The sequence below is a fragment of the Nioella sp. MMSF_3534 genome (assembly GCF_030732985.1).
Classification (GTDB): Bacteria; Pseudomonadota; Alphaproteobacteria; order Rhodobacterales; family Rhodobacteraceae; genus Nioella.
Genome location: NZ_JASHJX010000066.1, coordinates 1 through 16543, shown reverse-complemented (window position 1 = coordinate 16543; position 16543 = coordinate 1). Strand labels below are relative to the sequence as shown.

17 protein-coding genes are annotated in these 16543 nt (G+C 63.8%); 9 read left to right on the top strand and 8 right to left on the bottom strand.

All coding sequences use genetic code 11. The annotated features are described in order from the left end of the window. Positions 1-32: 32 nt before the first annotated feature. The 4 genes from RBB16_RS19165 to nthA form a co-directional block, all read right to left on the bottom strand. Positions 33-905 (bottom strand): helix-turn-helix domain-containing GNAT family N-acetyltransferase, encoded by an 873-nt coding sequence (locus RBB16_RS19165; protein WP_306047650.1) that lies wholly within the window; start codon positions 903-905, stop codon positions 33-35. Positions 906-983: 78 nt separating this feature from the next. Further along, the gene (locus RBB16_RS19160) at positions 984-1337 is read right to left on the bottom strand and encodes a nitrile hydratase accessory protein (RefSeq protein ID WP_306047649.1); all 354 of its coding nucleotides are present in this window, start codon (positions 1335-1337) and stop codon (positions 984-986) included. After that, positions 1324-1977 (bottom strand): nitrile hydratase subunit beta, encoded by a 654-nt coding sequence (nthB, locus tag RBB16_RS19155; RefSeq protein ID WP_306047648.1) that lies wholly within the window; start codon positions 1975-1977, stop codon positions 1324-1326. The genes RBB16_RS19160 and nthB overlap by 14 nt, the downstream gene beginning before the upstream one ends. Further along, entirely contained in the window at positions 1977-2618 is a 642-nt protein-coding gene (gene nthA / locus RBB16_RS19150; RefSeq protein WP_306047647.1) for a nitrile hydratase subunit alpha, read from the bottom strand. Before nthA ends, nthB begins: the two co-directional genes overlap by 1 nt. A gap of 97 nt (positions 2619-2715) precedes the next feature. On the opposite strand from nthA, the gene RBB16_RS19145 reads away from it, so the two are divergent. Further along, entirely contained in the window at positions 2716-3318 is a 603-nt protein-coding gene (locus RBB16_RS19145; RefSeq protein WP_306047651.1) for a nicotinate-nucleotide adenylyltransferase, read from the top strand. Here the strand turns inward: RBB16_RS19145 and RBB16_RS19140 are convergent. Continuing rightward, complete coding sequence (locus tag RBB16_RS19140; protein ID WP_306047646.1) at positions 3315-4163, bottom strand: DMT family transporter; 849 nt, start codon at positions 4161-4163, stop codon at positions 3315-3317. The two genes, RBB16_RS19145 and RBB16_RS19140, sit on opposite strands and share 4 nt — an antisense overlap. Before the next feature lie 99 nt (positions 4164-4262). On the opposite strand from RBB16_RS19140, the gene dacB reads away from it, so the two are divergent. Then, positions 4263-5750, top strand: a complete 1488-nt coding sequence (dacB, locus tag RBB16_RS19135) for a D-alanyl-D-alanine carboxypeptidase/D-alanyl-D-alanine-endopeptidase (RefSeq protein ID WP_306047645.1) — start codon at positions 4263-4265, stop codon at positions 5748-5750. Between the two features lie 109 nt (positions 5751-5859). Beyond that, entirely contained in the window at positions 5860-6894 is a 1035-nt protein-coding gene (locus RBB16_RS19130; RefSeq protein WP_306047644.1) for a DMT family transporter, read from the top strand. Between the two features lie 9 nt (positions 6895-6903). Here the strand turns inward: RBB16_RS19130 and RBB16_RS19125 are convergent, their stop codons facing one another. Next, entirely contained in the window at positions 6904-7323 is a 420-nt protein-coding gene (locus tag RBB16_RS19125) for a tellurite resistance TerB family protein (RefSeq protein ID WP_071688922.1), read from the bottom strand. 118 nt (positions 7324-7441) lie between these two features. Beyond that, a complete protein-coding gene (locus RBB16_RS19120; RefSeq protein WP_306047643.1) occupies positions 7442-7924 on the bottom strand; it encodes a cupin domain-containing protein in 483 nt (160 codons plus the stop codon). A gap of 101 nt (positions 7925-8025) precedes the next feature. Here RBB16_RS19120 and RBB16_RS19115 point away from each other — a divergent pair, with 101 nt between their 5' ends. Continuing rightward, positions 8026-8916 (top strand): LysR family transcriptional regulator, encoded by an 891-nt coding sequence (locus RBB16_RS19115; RefSeq protein ID WP_306047642.1) that lies wholly within the window; start codon positions 8026-8028, stop codon positions 8914-8916. A gap of 81 nt (positions 8917-8997) precedes the next feature. Then, complete coding sequence (locus RBB16_RS19110) at positions 8998-10644, top strand: lysine--tRNA ligase (RefSeq protein ID WP_306047641.1); 1647 nt, start codon at positions 8998-9000, stop codon at positions 10642-10644. Positions 10645-11003: 359 nt separating this feature from the next. On the opposite strand, the gene RBB16_RS19105 is transcribed toward RBB16_RS19110, so the two are convergent. Continuing rightward, a complete protein-coding gene (locus RBB16_RS19105; protein ID WP_306047640.1) occupies positions 11004-11999 on the bottom strand; it encodes an ester cyclase in 996 nt (331 codons plus the stop codon). A gap of 161 nt (positions 12000-12160) precedes the next feature. On the opposite strand from RBB16_RS19105, the gene RBB16_RS19100 reads away from it, so the two are divergent. The 4 genes from RBB16_RS19100 (at position 12161) to RBB16_RS19085 (ending at position 16533) form a co-directional block, all read left to right on the top strand. Further along, complete coding sequence (locus tag RBB16_RS19100) at positions 12161-13210, top strand: ABC transporter ATP-binding protein (protein WP_306047639.1); 1050 nt, start codon at positions 12161-12163, stop codon at positions 13208-13210. 94 nt (positions 13211-13304) lie between these two features. Continuing rightward, on the top strand, positions 13305-14546 hold the full coding sequence (locus RBB16_RS19095; RefSeq protein ID WP_306047638.1) for an extracellular solute-binding protein: 1242 nt from the start codon (positions 13305-13307) through the stop codon (positions 14544-14546). Positions 14547-14626: 80 nt separating this feature from the next. Beyond that, positions 14627-15652, top strand: coding sequence for a sugar ABC transporter permease (locus RBB16_RS19090; RefSeq protein ID WP_306047637.1), 1026 nt, complete (start codon positions 14627-14629; stop codon positions 15650-15652). Further along, positions 15652-16533 carry a carbohydrate ABC transporter permease gene (locus RBB16_RS19085; RefSeq protein WP_306047636.1) on the top strand — a complete coding sequence of 294 codons (882 nt, stop codon included), beginning with the start codon at positions 15652-15654 and terminating at the stop codon, positions 16531-16533. The genes RBB16_RS19090 and RBB16_RS19085 overlap by 1 nt, the downstream gene beginning before the upstream one ends. Positions 16534-16543: the final 10 nt, after the last annotated feature.

Sequence of the window (16543 nt, the reverse complement as noted above, 5' to 3'; positions counted from 1 at the left end):
CCCCCCGAGGTATTTCTGCCAAGATGAAAGGATCAGAGGGTCTTTTCGAAGAACATGTCCGGGTAGGGGTCGTCGTTGAACCGGTCGATCTCTTGCCAGCCGGTCTTGCGATAGAGGGCCGCCGCTTCGGGCAGGGCGGAATTGGTGTCGAGCCGCAGAGTGTGGATGCCAAGGCTGCGTGCGACGTCCTCGGCCCGTGTCATCAGCCGGGTCGCCAGCTTCAGCCCCCGCGCGGCGGGTGAGACCCAAAGCCGTTTGATCTCGGCCACCGGTCCGTCGCCGCCCTTCAACCCTACGCAGCCAATCGGCAACGCGTCGGACATGGCCAGCAGGAACACCCCGCGCGGGCGGATCATGTCGGTGGCCTCCGGGTCGCGTGACAGGTTCACGTCGAAGCCGGTGGCGAACCGGCGTTCAAGCTCCCGGTAATACTGCGTCAGGCAATGGATCGCCTCGGGCTCGCGCGGGTCGATCTCGATGATCTCGATACGGTCCTGCCCAAGCGCCGTGGCAATCAGGTCCATCGCGTCCAGAATTGCCTGCGGGCGCGGGTGGCGCGCGAGGATGGCGCGCGCCTGGTCATTCGACAGCCGCTCATATTCCGTGAAGGCGGCGCGACCCTCATCGGTCAGCTGCGCGATGCGGCGGCGGCTGTCATCCGGGCTGGGACCGGTGGTGATCATCCCCTCAGCCTCCAACCCGCGCAGAAGGCGGCTCATCAGGCCGGAATCGAGCCCGAGATAGTCACGAATGACCCCGACCTCCTGCAATCCATGGCCAATGGCGTTCAGCACGCGCGCCGAGCCGAGCGGGCGCCCCAGTCCGAGAAAAGACGTGTCGAGCGCGCCCACCTCGGAGGTCACGGCGCGATTGAAACGGCGGATGCGCTGGATGTCATCGGTCATTTGTCTGACTTAGGTCAGATAAAATTCTCTGGCAAGCAAAAAGGCGCCGAGCTGTTCGCTGTCCGATTGGTTGGAGGTTCAGTCCTGCCCGTCGCGCCCGCGTTCCAGCAAAACCGGCTGGCCGTGCGGCGTGCGTTCATAGGCGCGGGTCCAGGTGGCCTTGCGTTTGCTGAGGTCCGTGCCGGTGATCTCGGTGGCCTCTGTCGTCAGTCGTTCCAGCGCAGCAAGGGCCGCCTCGTAATAGGTTTGGGTCGTGTCGGGCTTGCCCGCCGCCTCCGCTGCGCGCAGTTCCGTCCCGAGCGTTTCGGCCCAGGCCGTGGCGCTGAACCGGCCCGCCTGCACCATGGTGTCGGCAATCGCCAGCACCTGCGCCTGCCAGGCCTCGTCAAAGACCGGATCGCGGGGGGCGAGCGGGTTGTCAGGCCGGAACAAGGTAGCTCTCCCACAGCTCCAGCGTGACCGTGTCGCGGGGGTTTGCATCATCTCCCCACAGCTCCTGCGCCGAGAAGCTGACGGTATAGAGATGCTGCCCGACATGGCGGTCATGGGCACCCTCATCGGGGAAAAGGTGGCTGCCATGATGGGCGATCACCTCGCCCACGCAATCGCGGGCATAGGCGGGCAGGCGGGTGTGATTGTGGTTGATCTGGCGCAACGTGCGCACGGTGTCGCCCACGGCGAAATGCGCCGGGGTCTCTTCGGGGACAGAGAAATCGGTGCAGGCGCGGCGCACCTGTTCGACGATCTGGTCGACCGTCTTGGTCCTGGCAGGATCGGCCGGTTCCAGAACATAGCCGCGCTCCAGTTCCTCCAGCGTGATCTGGCCCGCATCGACCATGAGCATCAGGTAATTCGTGGCCCATTTCTGGAAGTAAGAGAATGTCAGGTAATCGCCCGGCACCATCAGTTCCAGCCCGTGGCGGAACCAGTCGATGGTCATGGACGGGCAGATGCCTTCGCGCGCCAGCCCCCACATGCGCTGTTCCCAATCATGGGCGAAAGGCGCATCGCCCTCCGTCACCGGAACCGGGCCATAGCCTTCTTTGCCGCCGAGATCGTGAATGCCATCCATCAGGCGCCCCCTGCTTTCAACACCCGGTCGGTCCCGATCATGGAGTTGCGGGTGACGATCCCGCTCAGCCGGTCCTCATCCCAGTCGTCTGTCCCGGCGGGGCGTTGTGGCACCACGAGATAGCGCAGTTCGGCGGTGCTGTCCCAAACCCGCACGGCGACCTCTTCGGGCAGGTTCACGCCAAACTCGGCCAGCACGGTGCGCGGTTCGCGCACGGCGCGGGCGCGGTAGGCGGCGGATTTGTACCAGGCGGGCGACATGCCGAGGATCGAGAACGGGTAGCAGGAGCAGAGCGTGCAGACGACCATGTTGTGCTGCGCGTCGGTGTTTTCGACGGCCTTCAGGTGGCCGGTTGCGTTGCCCTCGAACCCGAATTCCTTGATTGCCTCGGTGGCATCGGCCAGCAGGCGCGTCTTGAAACCGGGATCGACCCAGGCCCGCGCCACCACCTTGGCGCCGCGCATCGGGCCGATATGTTCGGAATAGGCCTCCACCCAGGCGTCGATGGTCTCGGAGGAAATCAGCCCCTTTTCCACGGCAAGGCTTTCCAGCGCCTTCACCCTCAGCGCCGGGTCACTTGGCACATGGGAATGAATGTGGCGGTGCAGATGGGCGGCGTGTTTGCTGTCGAATGTGGACATGGGCTGGCTCCTTCACCGGGCAGGGAAAGACAGGAATACGAGCGTGTCAACATCTGACCTCTGGACAGCGGGCGCGCGGGCCGCAACAAAGGCCCTCATGCGCGCGGGATTGCCATATGTCCGCCCCGGCATGACCGTGGGCCTGTTCGGAGGGTCGTTCGATCCCCCGCATGAGGGCCATGTGCATGTCAGCCGCGAGGCGCTGAAGCGGTTCGGGCTGGACCGGGTCTGGTGGCTGGTCAGCCCCGGCAACCCGCTGAAATCGGAAGGTCCCGCACCGCTGGACAAGCGAATGGCGGTGGCGCGCGCGCTGATCCAGCATCCACGTATCGAGGCGACGGATATCGAGGCGCATCTGGGCACCCGCTACACCGCCGAAACGCTGGAGGGGCTGTTCGCCCTCTATCCCGGTGTGCGGTTCGTCTGGTTGATGGGGGCCGATAACCTCGCCAGCCTGCATCGCTGGCAGAGATGGGACTGGATCATGGAAAACATCCCCGTGGGCGTTCTGGCCCGGCCCGGTCAGCGGATTTCGGCCCGCACCGCCAAGGCCGCGCAGGTCTATCGCCGGTTCAAGGTGCCTGCCGCCGGGGCCAAGGGGCTTGCGTATCGCGACACGCCAGCCTGGTGTTTCCTTAATGTGCCGATGGTCGATATCTCGTCCACCGAGATCCGGGCGCGGGGCGACTGGACGCGCTAGCGCCGTTCCCGCAGAAACAGGGTGGCAAGGCCCGAGGCCAGGATCAGGGCAAGGCCCTGAAGGGCGCGCTCCTGCGGGATTTCTGCGAAAATGAGCAGGCCCCAAAGCGTTGCGGCGACCAGCTGGATATAGACGAACGGGGCCAGACGCGATGCAGGCGCCATGCCAAGCGCCACGATCAAAAGCAGGTTGCCAAGCGCGGAGCCTAGGGCGGAAACCGTGGTGTATGCCGCGATCTCGATGGACATTTCGGGCCAGTGGTAGAGCCCGACCGGCAGCAGCACCACCGCCCCGATCAGCAGTTGGGTGATCAGTATCTGGCGCGGGCGACCGGCATCGGTCAGCCAGCGGGAGGCAGTCAGGTAGGCCCCGTAGAAACACCCGGCCAGCAACGCAAAGCCCAGACCGGGGGACAGGCCGAAGCGCGGATCGACCACCATGACGACACCATAGAACCCCGCCAGCAACAGCGCCGTGCGCATCAGCGTGATCGGCTCGCGCAGGAACAGGGCCGACAGGAAGTAGCTCAGGATCGGGCCGATGAAGAAAGCGCCGAAGACATTTGCAATCGGCTCGGTTCTCAGGGCGGTCAGGATGCTGGTGATGCCGCAGATCAGGAACGCGGCGCGCAGCCAGATACGCCAATCGGTCAGCAGGCGCATTGCGGAAAACGAGAAGGCAAAGGGGGCGAGCAGCAGAAAGCCGAGGGCGAAGCGGCTCCACGCCGTGAAGATCGGATTTACCCCGTGAAACGCCCCAAGCAGCCGTCCGGCGCTATCGCCAAGCGGGATCAGGAACATGGCCACGATCATGAGCGGCAAGGCGCGGAGCAGCGGTTGGGTCATGTTCGCGTGATAGGGGCAAATTCCGACCACCGAAAGGCTTGAGTGACGGGGCTGCCTGCGGTTTAGTAGGCATCGGACGGAAAAGAGCATTTGAGCATTATGGTTTCGAGACGCGCATTCCTGGCCGGCACCTTCGCCAGCCTTGCGCAGGGCGCGTTCGCCTTGCCGCCCGAGGTATCCCGCATTCCGCTGCGCCGCCCCGACGGGTTCGAGTTGCGCACCCTGCCAAGCGCCGCGGAGCTGATCGCGCGCGCTGATCTGGGTGGCGCGGTGTCCTGCGTTGTGGCCGATGCCAATACCGGTGAGGTTCTGGAGGCGGTCAGCCCGCTTCTGGGTCTGCCGCCCGCCTCTGTCACCAAGGCGATGACAGCCGCCTATGCGCTGGACCGGCTTGGCCCCGGCTATCGGTTCCGCACGCGGCTGATTGCCGATGGCAGCCTGTCGAACGGGAGGTTGGAGGGTGATTTGTGGCTGGTTGGCGGGGCCGATCCGCTGCTCGATACCGATGCGCTCAATGCCATGGCGCGCGATCTGGCCGATGCCGGACTGCGCGAGGTGACGGGGGCGTTCCGCGTGGCCTCTGGCGCGATTCCCCATGTGACCGCCATCGACCCCGATCAGCCAGGTCACGTGGGCTATAACCCCGCCATTTCAGGGCTGAACCTGAACTTCAACCGGGTGCATTTCGAATGGCAGCGCGGGGCCGAGGGCTATTCCGTTTCCATGGATGCCCGGTCGGAATCGGTGCGCCCTCCGGTCTCGGTTGCGCGGATGCAGGTCGTGGATCGGGGTGCGCCCGTCTATGAATACGAGGCCACGGAAGACCGCGAGGAATGGAGCGTCGCACGCGGTGCGCTTGGCCAGAGCGGCGCGCGCTGGCTGCCTGTCCGCCGCCCGCATCTTTACGCCGCCGAGGTGTTCCAGGTGCTGGCCCGGTCGCGCGGTATCGTGCTGGAAACGGCAGTACCGGGTGAGGCCCCGCCCGAGGGCGCGCTTGTCATGGCCGAACATGTATCGGAGCCGCTGGAAGACATCCTGCGCGGCATGATGCGGTGGTCCACCAACCTGACGGCAGAAGTTGCGGGCCTGATGGCCACGCAGGCAGGCGGGGTTCAACCGCAAGGGCTGGAACAGTCCGCCGATGAAATGGGCCGCTGGATGCAGGACCGGTTCGGCGTCCGGCGCCAGAACTTGCTCGATCATTCGGGGTTGAGCGAAGACAGCCGGATCAGCGCCCGCGAAATGGTGCGCGCGCTGGTTGGCACCGGGCCGAATGGCGGTCTGCGTCGGCTGATGAGGGATATTCCGATCCTCGATGACGAGGGCGCGCCGATCCCCGACCATCCCGTGCAGGTGGTGGCCAAGACCGGCACGCTCTATTTCGTCTCGACCCTCGCGGGATTCGTCCGCGCGCCATCCGGTCGGGATCTGGCCTTTGCGGTGTTCTGCGGGGATCTGCCCCGGCGCACCACCTTCGACCCGTCGCAGGAAGGCCGCCCGCCCGGGGCCCGCGGCTACAACAGCCGCGCCAAGCGTTTGCAGCAGGAGCTGATCCAGAGATGGGCACTGGTGCATGACCGGACCTGACACCTGGTCGCAAACAGGCGCGACAGGGGACGTTTTCCGACTTTGACTTGACGGACGTTCGCGCCGGGATCTGTGGCCGGACGACTTCTAAGAAGATTGGATAACCCGCGTGTCAGACGCCACACAACCAGCAACCGGGGTCGCTGCTCCGCGCGCGATCGAGGGCATTTCCAGCGTTGTGCTGGGGATGTTCTTTTTCGTTGCGATGGACGGGATGATGAAATCGCTGCTGGAGGATTACAGCGTCTGGCAGTTGATCGTCACGCGCGGGGTCATGGCGGTGCTGGTGATGGTGCCGATGATCCTGTGGTTGAGGGGGGCGCACCGGTTGTTCACGCCGCTCTGGCGGCTGCATCTCTTGCGCGCCTTTCTGCTGGCCACCGGCTTTGCCGCCTTCTATGGCGCGTTTCCCTTCATGGGGCTGGCCGAGGTGTCTACCCTGTTCTTCTCGGCCCCGCTGATCATTGCCGTTCTGGCGGCTGTGTGGCTGGGGGAGACCATCGGCCCGCACCGGACGGGCGCGCTGATCGTGGGGTTCATTGGCGTCCTGATCGCGATGAACCCGACGGGAGACGCCTTTAGCTGGATCGCCCTGATGCCGCTGACCTGCGCGCTGTTCTACGCCATCGCACAGATCCTCGCCCGCCGGATCGGCGACCGCGAAACCACCCTGACCACGGCGCTCTATACGCTGGTCTTTTCGGGCCTGCTGATCATCCCCGTGGGCTGGCTGACCAACCAGTTGGTGCCGATCCCGGCGGAACACACCCATTTGCAGTTCACCTGGGTCCTCCCGTCGGGCTGGGAACTGGGACGGCTCGGGCTGATGGGGGCGGTTGGGTTGATCGGGTATTTCCTGCTGACCCACGCCTATATGGTGACCTCGGCCAGCCTTGTGGCGCCCTTCGACTACATCTACCTGCCGATCGCCTCGGTAATGGCTTACCTGCTATGGGGGGAAGTGCCTGGTACCGCAACGCTGACGGGCATGGCGCTGATCATCGCCAGCGGGCTTTACCTGGGGTATCGCGAGCTTCGCTCCTCACGCACCACGCTCAGCCCGCATCCGGTGGCCGAATCCTCGGTGGCACCGGGCAACCCGGTCGCCCCCATGACCGTGACGCAAGACGTGGAAAACGACTAGCGGACCGGATCAGACCGTCATGTGCCGTGCCCGTGCACCGCGTTCGATGGCGGCACCGTGCAGGCGGTCGATGTTCAGCTGATAGCGGATTTCCTGCAGCATCTGCAATTCCGTCTGGCGCAGCAGCCCATCCGCGGCAGCCACGTCACAGGCCAGCGCATAGGCGGTTTCGAACAGGCGTTCAGGCAGCGCATCGGTGATCAGTCCGAACAGCGCATCGAGCCCGTCTTCCTCTTCCATCAGGTCAAACACGATCCGCGCGACGACCCCAAGCCGGTCGGCGTCGAACTCTGCGAATACCGGCAGATGATCGACGATGCGTTCAATCGTGACCAGTTCCGATGTGCGGATGTTCTCATCCGACACCGAAACGGCGATCATCAGCGCGACAAGCGCGTCCTGCGGGGAAAGGGGGGGCTGTTCGGTCACGGGTCTGATGCCTTCCAATGCGGATACCGGCCAGAGACTAGGGTCAGCCGCGCATGGGGGCAAGGGGACGTGACGCCGCCGCGCCAAGGGAATGCGAAAGCGCGGCGGCGTGTCTCGCTCAGGCGCTCGCGGCGCTGAAACGATACTGAACGGATTCGAAGCTGCCTTCGGCGAATCCGTAGGTGAAGCGCAGGCCCTCGGGGCCCGCGACCACGCCGTGTTCCGCGCCTGCAGGCACATAAATCGCCACGCCTGCGGCGATGACATGCGGAACACCCTCGATGGTCACGACGCCCGAACCGTCGATGCCAAGATAGAACTCCGCCGGATCGTGGCGGTGCGGCAGCAAGGTGCCATGGGGGCCGAACTCTGCGATGCCCAGAACGAATTCGCGCGGCACGTCGGGGGTGCCGTTGATCAGCGTGCGCCAGGTGACGGTGCCGTAAGTGGGATCGCCGCCCTCTTGCAACACGTCATCCGCATGGATCGAAAAGGCCTCGCAAGAGGGCGGATAGGGGCTGTTATCGGCGGGGGCATGGGCGACGAAGGCCTCTTCGCTTTCGGTCAGGGGGGCGGCGGCTGCGCTGGCGAACTGGGTCATCGGGGGTGTCCTTCTTAGCCCGTGTGATGGGCGCAGATTGCGGATTGTCCGGTTGCTGCGCAATGCGCTAAAGATGATCGGAAACATACGTTGAGATTATGATGTCATCACGCCTTCCCCCGTTTTCCGGCCTGACGGCCTTCTACGCCGCGGTGCGCCACGGTACACTGACCGGCGCCGCGCGGGAGCTGAACGTGTCACAACCCGCCGTGTCGCGCAGGATCGCCGCGCTGGAGCAGGATCTGGGCTGCCGATTGTTCGACCGCAGCCACAAGCCCGCACGTTTGACCCAACAGGGGCGAGAGATGATGCGGGCCTTGCGAACCGGATTCGGGCAAATCGAAGCCGCCGCCGAAACGATCCGGCGGGGCAATGCCAAGCGGGTGGTGACGGTGACCGGACCGTCGGGATTCGTCGGATTCTGGCTGATCCCGAAGCTGGCGGAACTGGAAGCCGCCTTCCCGGAAGTGACGATCCGTATCATAAGCCAGGAGTATGGTGATCCGGACCGACCGGGCGATGTTTCGATCCGTTACGGAATGGCGTCGGAGGCAGATCCTCTGGCCCGGCGCATCCTTGGGGACGAGGTGTTCCCCGTCGCCAGCCCCCATTACTTATCCCGCCACCCCAGCCCGCCGGCCCTGTCGAAGATGACCCTGCTGACGATGGAATCCGCCCGCCAGCACTGGCACGACTGGCCAAGCTGGTTCGAAGCGGCGGGCGAAAGAATGCCCGTTGGCGTGCGGCAGCTCGATTTCAACTCCTACGCCATGCTGGTCAACGCGGCCCTGGCGGGGCAGGGGGTCTGCCTGTGCTGGTCGGGCCTGTTGGACAGTTTCCTGAACACGGGCGCGATGGTGCGGCTCGACGGTCCGTCTGCCCGGTCGGTGCGGGGCTACTTCATCACCCGCCGCGACGGGCTGGCCGCCAGTGCGGAAGTGACCGGAATTCATGATTGGATCGTCGCAGAGGCCGCGATTCAAGGGGGCTGATGTTGACCCCGCGCCCCGCCCGCCCTAGGAAGCGGCGGGTTTCGGCGCATGGTGCGCCCCCCGCCCGTTCTGGAGAATGAAATGTCTGATCTGCGCGACGTTGCAATGAGCTCGAAAGCATGGCCCTTCGAAGAAGCGCGCCGGGTGCTCAAACGCTATGAAAAGTCGCCGCCGGAAAAGGGATATGTGCTGTTCGAAACCGGCTATGGGCCGTCGGGTCTGCCGCATATCGGGACCTTCGGCGAGGTGCTGCGCACCACGATGATCCGCAACGCATTTGAGGTCATCTCGGACATCCCCACCAAGCTGATTTGCTTTTCCGACGATCTGGACGGGATGCGGAAAGTACCGGGCAACGTGCCCGATCAGGAGATGCTGAAAGAGCATCTGCAAAAGCCGCTGACCTCGGTGCCCGATCCGTTTGGCACGCATGAAAGCTTTGGCCATCACAACAACGCCATGCTGCGCCGCTTCCTTGATACGTTCGGGTTCGAGTACGAGTTCTACTCGGCCACCGAATTCTATCGCACAGGCCAGTTCGACACGATCCTGCTGCGCGCGGCGGAACGCTATGACGCGCTGATGAAGGTGATGCTGAAAAGCCTGCGCGAGGAGCGTCGCCAGACCTACTCGATCTTCCTGCCGATCCACCCGGAAACGGGGCGGGTGCTCTATGTGCCGATGAAGCATGTGGATTCGGTGAATGGTACGATCACCTTTGACGACGAGGATGGCCGCGAATGGACGCTGCCGGTGACCGGCGGCAATGTGAAGCTGCAATGGAAGCCCGATTTCGGCGCCCGTTGGGCGGCGCTTGGCGTGGATTTCGAGATGTACGGCAAGGACCATTCCACCAACACGCCGATCTATGACGCGATCTGCCGGATCCTGGGCGAGCCCGCACCGGAGCATTTCACCTATGAGCTGTTCCTTGATGATCAGGGGCAGAAGATTTCCAAGTCCTCGGGCAACGGGATCTCGATTGACGAGTGGCTGACCTATGCCTCGACCGAGTCGCTGAGCTACTTCATGTATCTCAAGCCCAAGACGGCCAAGCGGCTCTACTTCGACGTGATCCCCAAGGCGGTGGATGAGTATCATCAGCAGTTGCGGGCCTATCATACTCAAAACGCTGAGCAAAAACTGGCGAACCCGGTCTATCACATCCACGCGGGCGATGTGCCGGTCAGCACGATGGTGGTGCCGTTTGCGATGTTGCTGAACCTGGCCAGCGTGTCGGGGGCGGAAGAGAAGGAGAAGCTGTGGGGCTTTATCCAGCGCTATGCGCCGGAGGCGAGCCCCGAGGCCAACCCGGACCTCGATCAGGCCGCCGGTTTCGCGATCCGCTATTACAATGATTTTGTGAAGCCCACGCGCGCCTTCCGTCTTGCGGATGACAAGGAAAAGGCCGCGATGGAGGAGCTGCTGGTCTGCCTTGGGGATGCCGACAAAGCCCTTGATGTCATTGCCAGAAAGACCGCTGAGGCGGGTCGGGACGATCCGTTGCCGGAGGTCGATTGGCATGATGAGGAGTTCCTGCAATCCATCGTCTTTGCCATCGGCAAGACCCATGGGTTCGAGCCGCTGCGCGACTGGTTCAAGGCGCTTTATGAGGTCTGTCTCGGCGCGTCCCAGGGGCCCCGTTTCGGGGGCTTTATCGCGCTTTACGGGATCGAGGAGAGCAGGCAGCTGATCCGCGACGCGCTGGACGGCAAGCTGGCGGGCTAAGGCCGCGAAAGGGCGGGTGCCATGCGTACACCCCCTGTGCACCCCCCGTACACCCCCCGTGCAGACAAAACGCGGTTTCGCCGCGCTGGCGCGTCGACCGGGGAGCGCCCCTCGTCAGGCGCCTCTGGCGCCCTCCTCGGGCCGCGTTGCCACGGATGGGTGGTGGCGGAGTCGCGCCGGGTCGGGCGGCAGTGCCGGTGACTGGGGAGGGACGCCTCCGGCGGAGGTATTTGGGCCAAGATGAAAGGGCAGGTCGGTGCGGCCGGGACGGTGCTTTCTGAAACACCGGGACCGCCACTTCATGACATCCCGCGCGCGGGTCTTGTTCGCCTTTCCCAAGGGCATCGTTGCAAGGGGCGTCAGAGTCCCACCGTTCGCCCCAGAACGTCCAGACCTTGCGTTTTCCAGAAATGCAGCAGGTCGATAAACACCCAGTTCTCGGCCAGTTTGTCGCCCCGGCGGCGGTAGATATCGACCACCCGGAATTCGCCCGGCTTTCCCGTCGCGGGCATGCCCATGAAGCCGCCCGTGGGCCGGGCGGTGAAATTGGGCCAGCCGAAGAAGCCGCCATAATGGCCTTCGGCGAAGCGGCAGATATGGCCGGTGCCGCTGCGGTCCGCGAACCCTGCCCGGAAGGGGCCGGAATGCTGTTTGGCATAGCGTTCGATCGTGTAGGTCGCGCCGATCCCGGCGGGCCCCCACCAGATCATGTCGTCATGCCAAGTGCGTGCCAGTTCCTCCTCCAGCGGCAGGCCGGATTGCCATTGTCCCAGATCGGAAATCATCGCGTTGATCGTGGCCAGTGTTCTCGCGCCGTCCGCGCGCGGTTGCGGGTCGAACATCAGCGCGTCATGGGGCAGGGGGCCGGGTTGCACAAGCTGCGCGCCGGTCTGGGCCGGGAAGGGCTGTAGCCCTGCCTGCATCATCAGCGCCGGAATGTCGAAGAACATGGCGGTTTCCGCGATCTTGCCGTTTTCCACCCGGTGGAAGGCCGCATAGCGCAGCATGGCGATCTTGCGGGTTGCGGGGATGCCAAGCCAGGGCGCATCGAAAAGCCCCATCAGGTGGCCCATCGAGGAGACCCAGACCGCGCCGTCATCGGTCAGTGAATTCTGCCCGGCCATGAACAGGTCCATGCGTCGCTGCAACCGGGTCAGCGACGTCTTCAGCGGCGACCAGAACCGGTCTGCCACCTGATCGGGTCCGGTCAGAATGTCGAAGGGATGCATCCCGCGCCAGATCAGGTCAGGCCCGCAGAACCGCGCAAGAACGGCGGACGATTCGTCAGGGCCCGCCGCATCGAACGCCGTGTAGAAGCTGCGGACCAGGTCTTTTTCCTGTTGGAAGGTCATCATTGTCTCCGCCTGATTTTCAAGCATTTGCCGGGCAGTCTGGGCCAGTCCGCACGGTGTTGCCAGAGGAAAATTGCATACGTTTGCAAAAATGCCTTGCCAACTTGCCGCAGTCTTGTCTAGCCTTGTTGCAAACGTATGCAAAAGTACCTGCGGGGAGCCCGATGGCCGAAATTCAGCTGCGCAACATCTCGAAGCGATGGGGCAATTTCGTCGGTGTCGACAATTTCGATCTGACCATCGCGGATGAGGAGTTCCTTGTCCTGCTTGGCCCCTCGGGCTGTGGCAAGACCACGACGATGCGGATGATCGCGGGGCTGGAAGACCCGAGCGAGGGCGAGATCGTGATCGGCGATCGGGTGGTCAACGACCTGGAGCCCAAGGACCGCGACATCGCCATGGTGTTCCAGAGCTACGGGCTCTACCCCAACATGAATGTCTACGAAAACATCCGCTTCCCGCTGAAGGTCCGCAAGATCGACCCGGCGACCCATGACGAACGGGTGAAGCGTGCCGCCGAGATGGTGGAACTGACGGATTTCCTGCATCGCAAGCCTGCGGCCCTGTCGGGGGGGCAGCGGCAGCGCGTGGCGCTGGCCCGCGCCATCGTGCGCAAGCCCAAGGTCTTCCTGATGGACGAACCGCTGTCCAATCTGGACGCAAAGCTGCGTGTTTCCACCCGCGCGCAGATCAAGAACCTCAGCCACGAGCTGAACGTCACCACCGTCTATGTGACCCATGACCAGATCGAGGCGATGACGCTGGCCGATCGGGTTGTGGTGATGAACCATGGCGTGGTGCAGCAGGTGGGGTCTCCGACCGAGATCTACGACCGGCCCGCGAATACCTTCGTCGCCAGCTTCATCGGCAACCCGGCGATGAACCTTGTGGATGGCGAGGTGACCGGGGGCAGTTTCACCGCCCCCAACACGCGGGTCGATGGGCTGAACGTTCCCGACGGGGCCGTGACGCTTGGCTTCCGGGCCGAGGATGCAACCGTCGTGGATGAGGGCGGCCAGATCACCGGGCCGATCTACACGCTGGAGCTTTTGGGCGAGGCCACGATGGTCAGCCTTCGCATCGGCGGCGCGCTGGTCAGCGCCAAGGCCGACAAAACCTTTCGGGCCGAGATCGGGGACACCGTTTCGATCCGCATACCGGCAGAGCATTGCCACCTGTTCGACGCGAAGACAGGGGCACGTATCGGGGGCTAGCCCTCATTCCAATTCCGGCACGACAGGGTGCCGGGGCCAACAAGGGTGCAGGCTTGCAAGATGCATCCGAGACAACACCAACGGGAGGATCTCCATGTTTCTCAGAACACTCACGACCGCAGGGGCTGTAACCCTGCTTGCCTCGACAACCGTGCTGGCGGATGGCCATGGCTGCACCATCGGTGCGCGTGTGTCCATCGTCGGCAATGAATTCCCCGCGATCCAGACGGTCGGCGCCGGTGCGCAGGAATGTTCGGGCGCCGAGGTGTCCACGAACCTCACCGCGGACCACCAGGAAATCAACGTTCCGGGGATGCAGGGCAACCCGGCCGAGTACACCTCGGCCATTATTGCGAACTCCTCCATCGTGGCTTTGATGAATGCCGACGTGATCCGCCCGCTGGATGACCTGGTCGAGGCGCATGGCGAGGGCCTGAACCGCAACCAGCTGATCACCATTGGCGGCGACGTGATGGCCGTGGCCTTCATGGCCAATGCACAGCACCTGGTCTATCGCGCCGATGTGCTGGAACAGATCGGGCTGGAGCCGCCGACCACCTACGAGGAAATGCTGGCCGCTGCCGAGGCGATCCGTGCTGCGGGCATCATGGAATATCCCGTGGGCGGTGCCTATGCCGCTGGCTGGAACCTGGCGCAGGAGTTCAACAACATGTTCCTGGGCTTTGGCGGGCAGCACTTTGAGCCCGGCAGCGCCGCGCCGAACGTGAACTCGGAAGCAGGCGTTCAGGCGCTGGAAATGATGCTGGCCCTGTCCGAATACATGAACCCCGATTTCCTGACCCACGATTCCAACGCCACCAACGCGGAATTCCGCGCCGGAAACGTGGCGTTGATGAACATGTGGGGCAGCCGCGCCGCGACGCTGGTCACCGCCGATGGCGTGCCGCAGGAAGTGGTCGATGGCTTTGCCATTGCCGGTCCGATGACCGTGGGCGGTGGCGATATCCCGGCCTCTACCCTGTGGTGGGACGGCTGGACCGTGGCCTCCAACATCTCGGATGAAGAGGCAGAGGCCACCTTCATCGCCATGATGAACGGCATCCGCCCGGCGCTGATGGAAGACGAAGCCGTCCGCACCCAGGCTGTCTGGCTGATCCCGGGATATGAGCCGACACCGGCCGCCGTGGGTGTCTTTGCCGCCGCCGAAATGGGCACCGTGCCCTATCCGATGCTGCCCTTCATGGGTCTGATGCACACCGCGCTTGGGGCGGAACTGTCGGACTTCATGCAAGGCAATGAAAGCGCGGAACAGGCGCTGGCCGACGTGGAAGCCGCCTATATCGCGGCGGCCCAGGAACAGGGTTACCTGCAATAGGCAGACCCTTCGCAGAGGGGGCGCATGTCCCCTCTGCAACTCTCCCTCTTCCCCCTGACCGAGCGAGCGCGGCCTGACCCATGAAACATCGCACCTTCTTCTGGTTCTTCCTGCCAACGGGCCTTGCGATGCTGCTGTTCATCGCCGCCCCCATCGTGTCGGTGGTGATGCAGTCGGTCTTCGCCCCGCTGGAGCCGGTTCTGGTAACCGTGGAAACCTGCACCCCGTTCAGCTGTGTCGAAGAGACCACGATTGACCAGGTCGCCACGCGCGAATTGCGGGCGGAACGCCCTCTGGGCCGGTTCGTGGGGCTGGATATCTACCTGAACCGCGGGCATCTGGCCACGACCGAAGTGGCGGAGGCCTGGCGCAGTGCCGAAACCCTGGGTGCGTTCTTCGACGAATTGGGCGACCTGCCTTTCTACCGCGCCATGGGCTTTACCCTGACCTATACGTTCACCGTCACGCCGCTGCTGATCATCCTCGGGCTGATGATCGCGCTGGCGGTCAACACCCTGACCCAGAGGCTGAAGGGCGTCGTCATCTTCTTTTCCCTCCTGCCGATGATCGTGACCCCGCTTGTGGGCTCGCTGATCATGTTCTGGATGATCGACAACCGGGGCGTCCTTGGCAATTTCATCAGCTGGCTCGTCAATGACCCCGACCTGTCGGTCAAGGCTTCGACCCCGATGATGTGGATCGCGCTGATCGTCTATGGCGTCTGGCATTCCGCGCCCTTTGCCTTCGTCGTCTTCTATGCCGGGCTGCAAACCATGCCCGAGGATCAGATCGAAGCCGCCCAGATCGACGGCGCCAGCCGCTGGCAGCAGGTCCGCTACATCGTGGTGCCGCATCTGATGCCGCTGGTGACCTTCGTGGCGCTGATCCAGCTGATGGACAATTTCCGGGTTCTGGAACCGATCATCGGTTTCAACGCCGCCGCCCATGCGCAATCGTTAAGCTGGTTCATCCTCAACGATCTTGGCGGCGAAACCCGGCAGCTCTCTTCGGCGGCGGCCACCTCCGTCATGACCATCATCGGCGTGGCAATTCTGCTGTCGCCCGTGCTGGTGCGCACCTGGCGCGACTTCAAGGGGAAAATGTAATGGCTTCCAATGCTCTCCGCGCGCCCCTGCCGCTGCGCATCGCCACCAAGGGGTTCATCATCTTCTGGCTGATCCTCGCGGCCTTCCCCTTTCTCTGGACCCTCTGGGGATCGTTCAAGGTCGAGCTTGATTTCTTCTCGATCGCCGACTGGACCAACGCGCTGACCGGTTTCAACACCGAGCGGACCCATGGCAGCCCCTTTACCGGGGCGGGCTATGAAGGGGCCTGGGTAACGGAAGAATTCTGGCGCGCGGTCATCAACACCTTCATCGTGTGTTTCTTCGTGGTCTGCACCTCGCTGACGCTTGGAACGCTTGGCGGTTATGCCCTATCGCGGTCCTCGTTCCGCTACACGTTCTGGTTGCTGATCATCGCGCTCATCTTCCGCGCCATGCCGCCGGTGACGCTGGTCGCTGGCTATATGCTGCCCTTCTTCGAGTGGAACCTGTGGGGCATCCTGCCCACCACGATCATCGTGCTGGTGGCGATCAACCAGCCCTTCACCCTGTGGATGCTGCATTCCTTCTTTCAGAACATCCCCAAGGAGCTGGATGAAAGCGCCAAGGTCGATGGCTGCACCCAGTTCCAGGCCTTCCGGCTGGTCATCGTACCGGTCATGTGGCCGGGCGTGATCACCACGGGGCTGTTCAGCTTCCTGCTGGCATATAACGATTTCGCCGTGACCTCGATGCTGCTGTCGGAATCGAACCGCACCATGGTGCCGGAAATCGCGGCCTTCCTGGGCACGACCTATACCGAGGGCAACGTGATGTTCGCGGTCGCCGCCGTTGTCTCGGCCACCGCGCCGCTCTTCATCCTGGTGATGTTCTTCCAGCGCCAGATTGTCAGCGGCCTGACCGCAGGGGCGGTGAAGGGATGAGAGGGCGCGC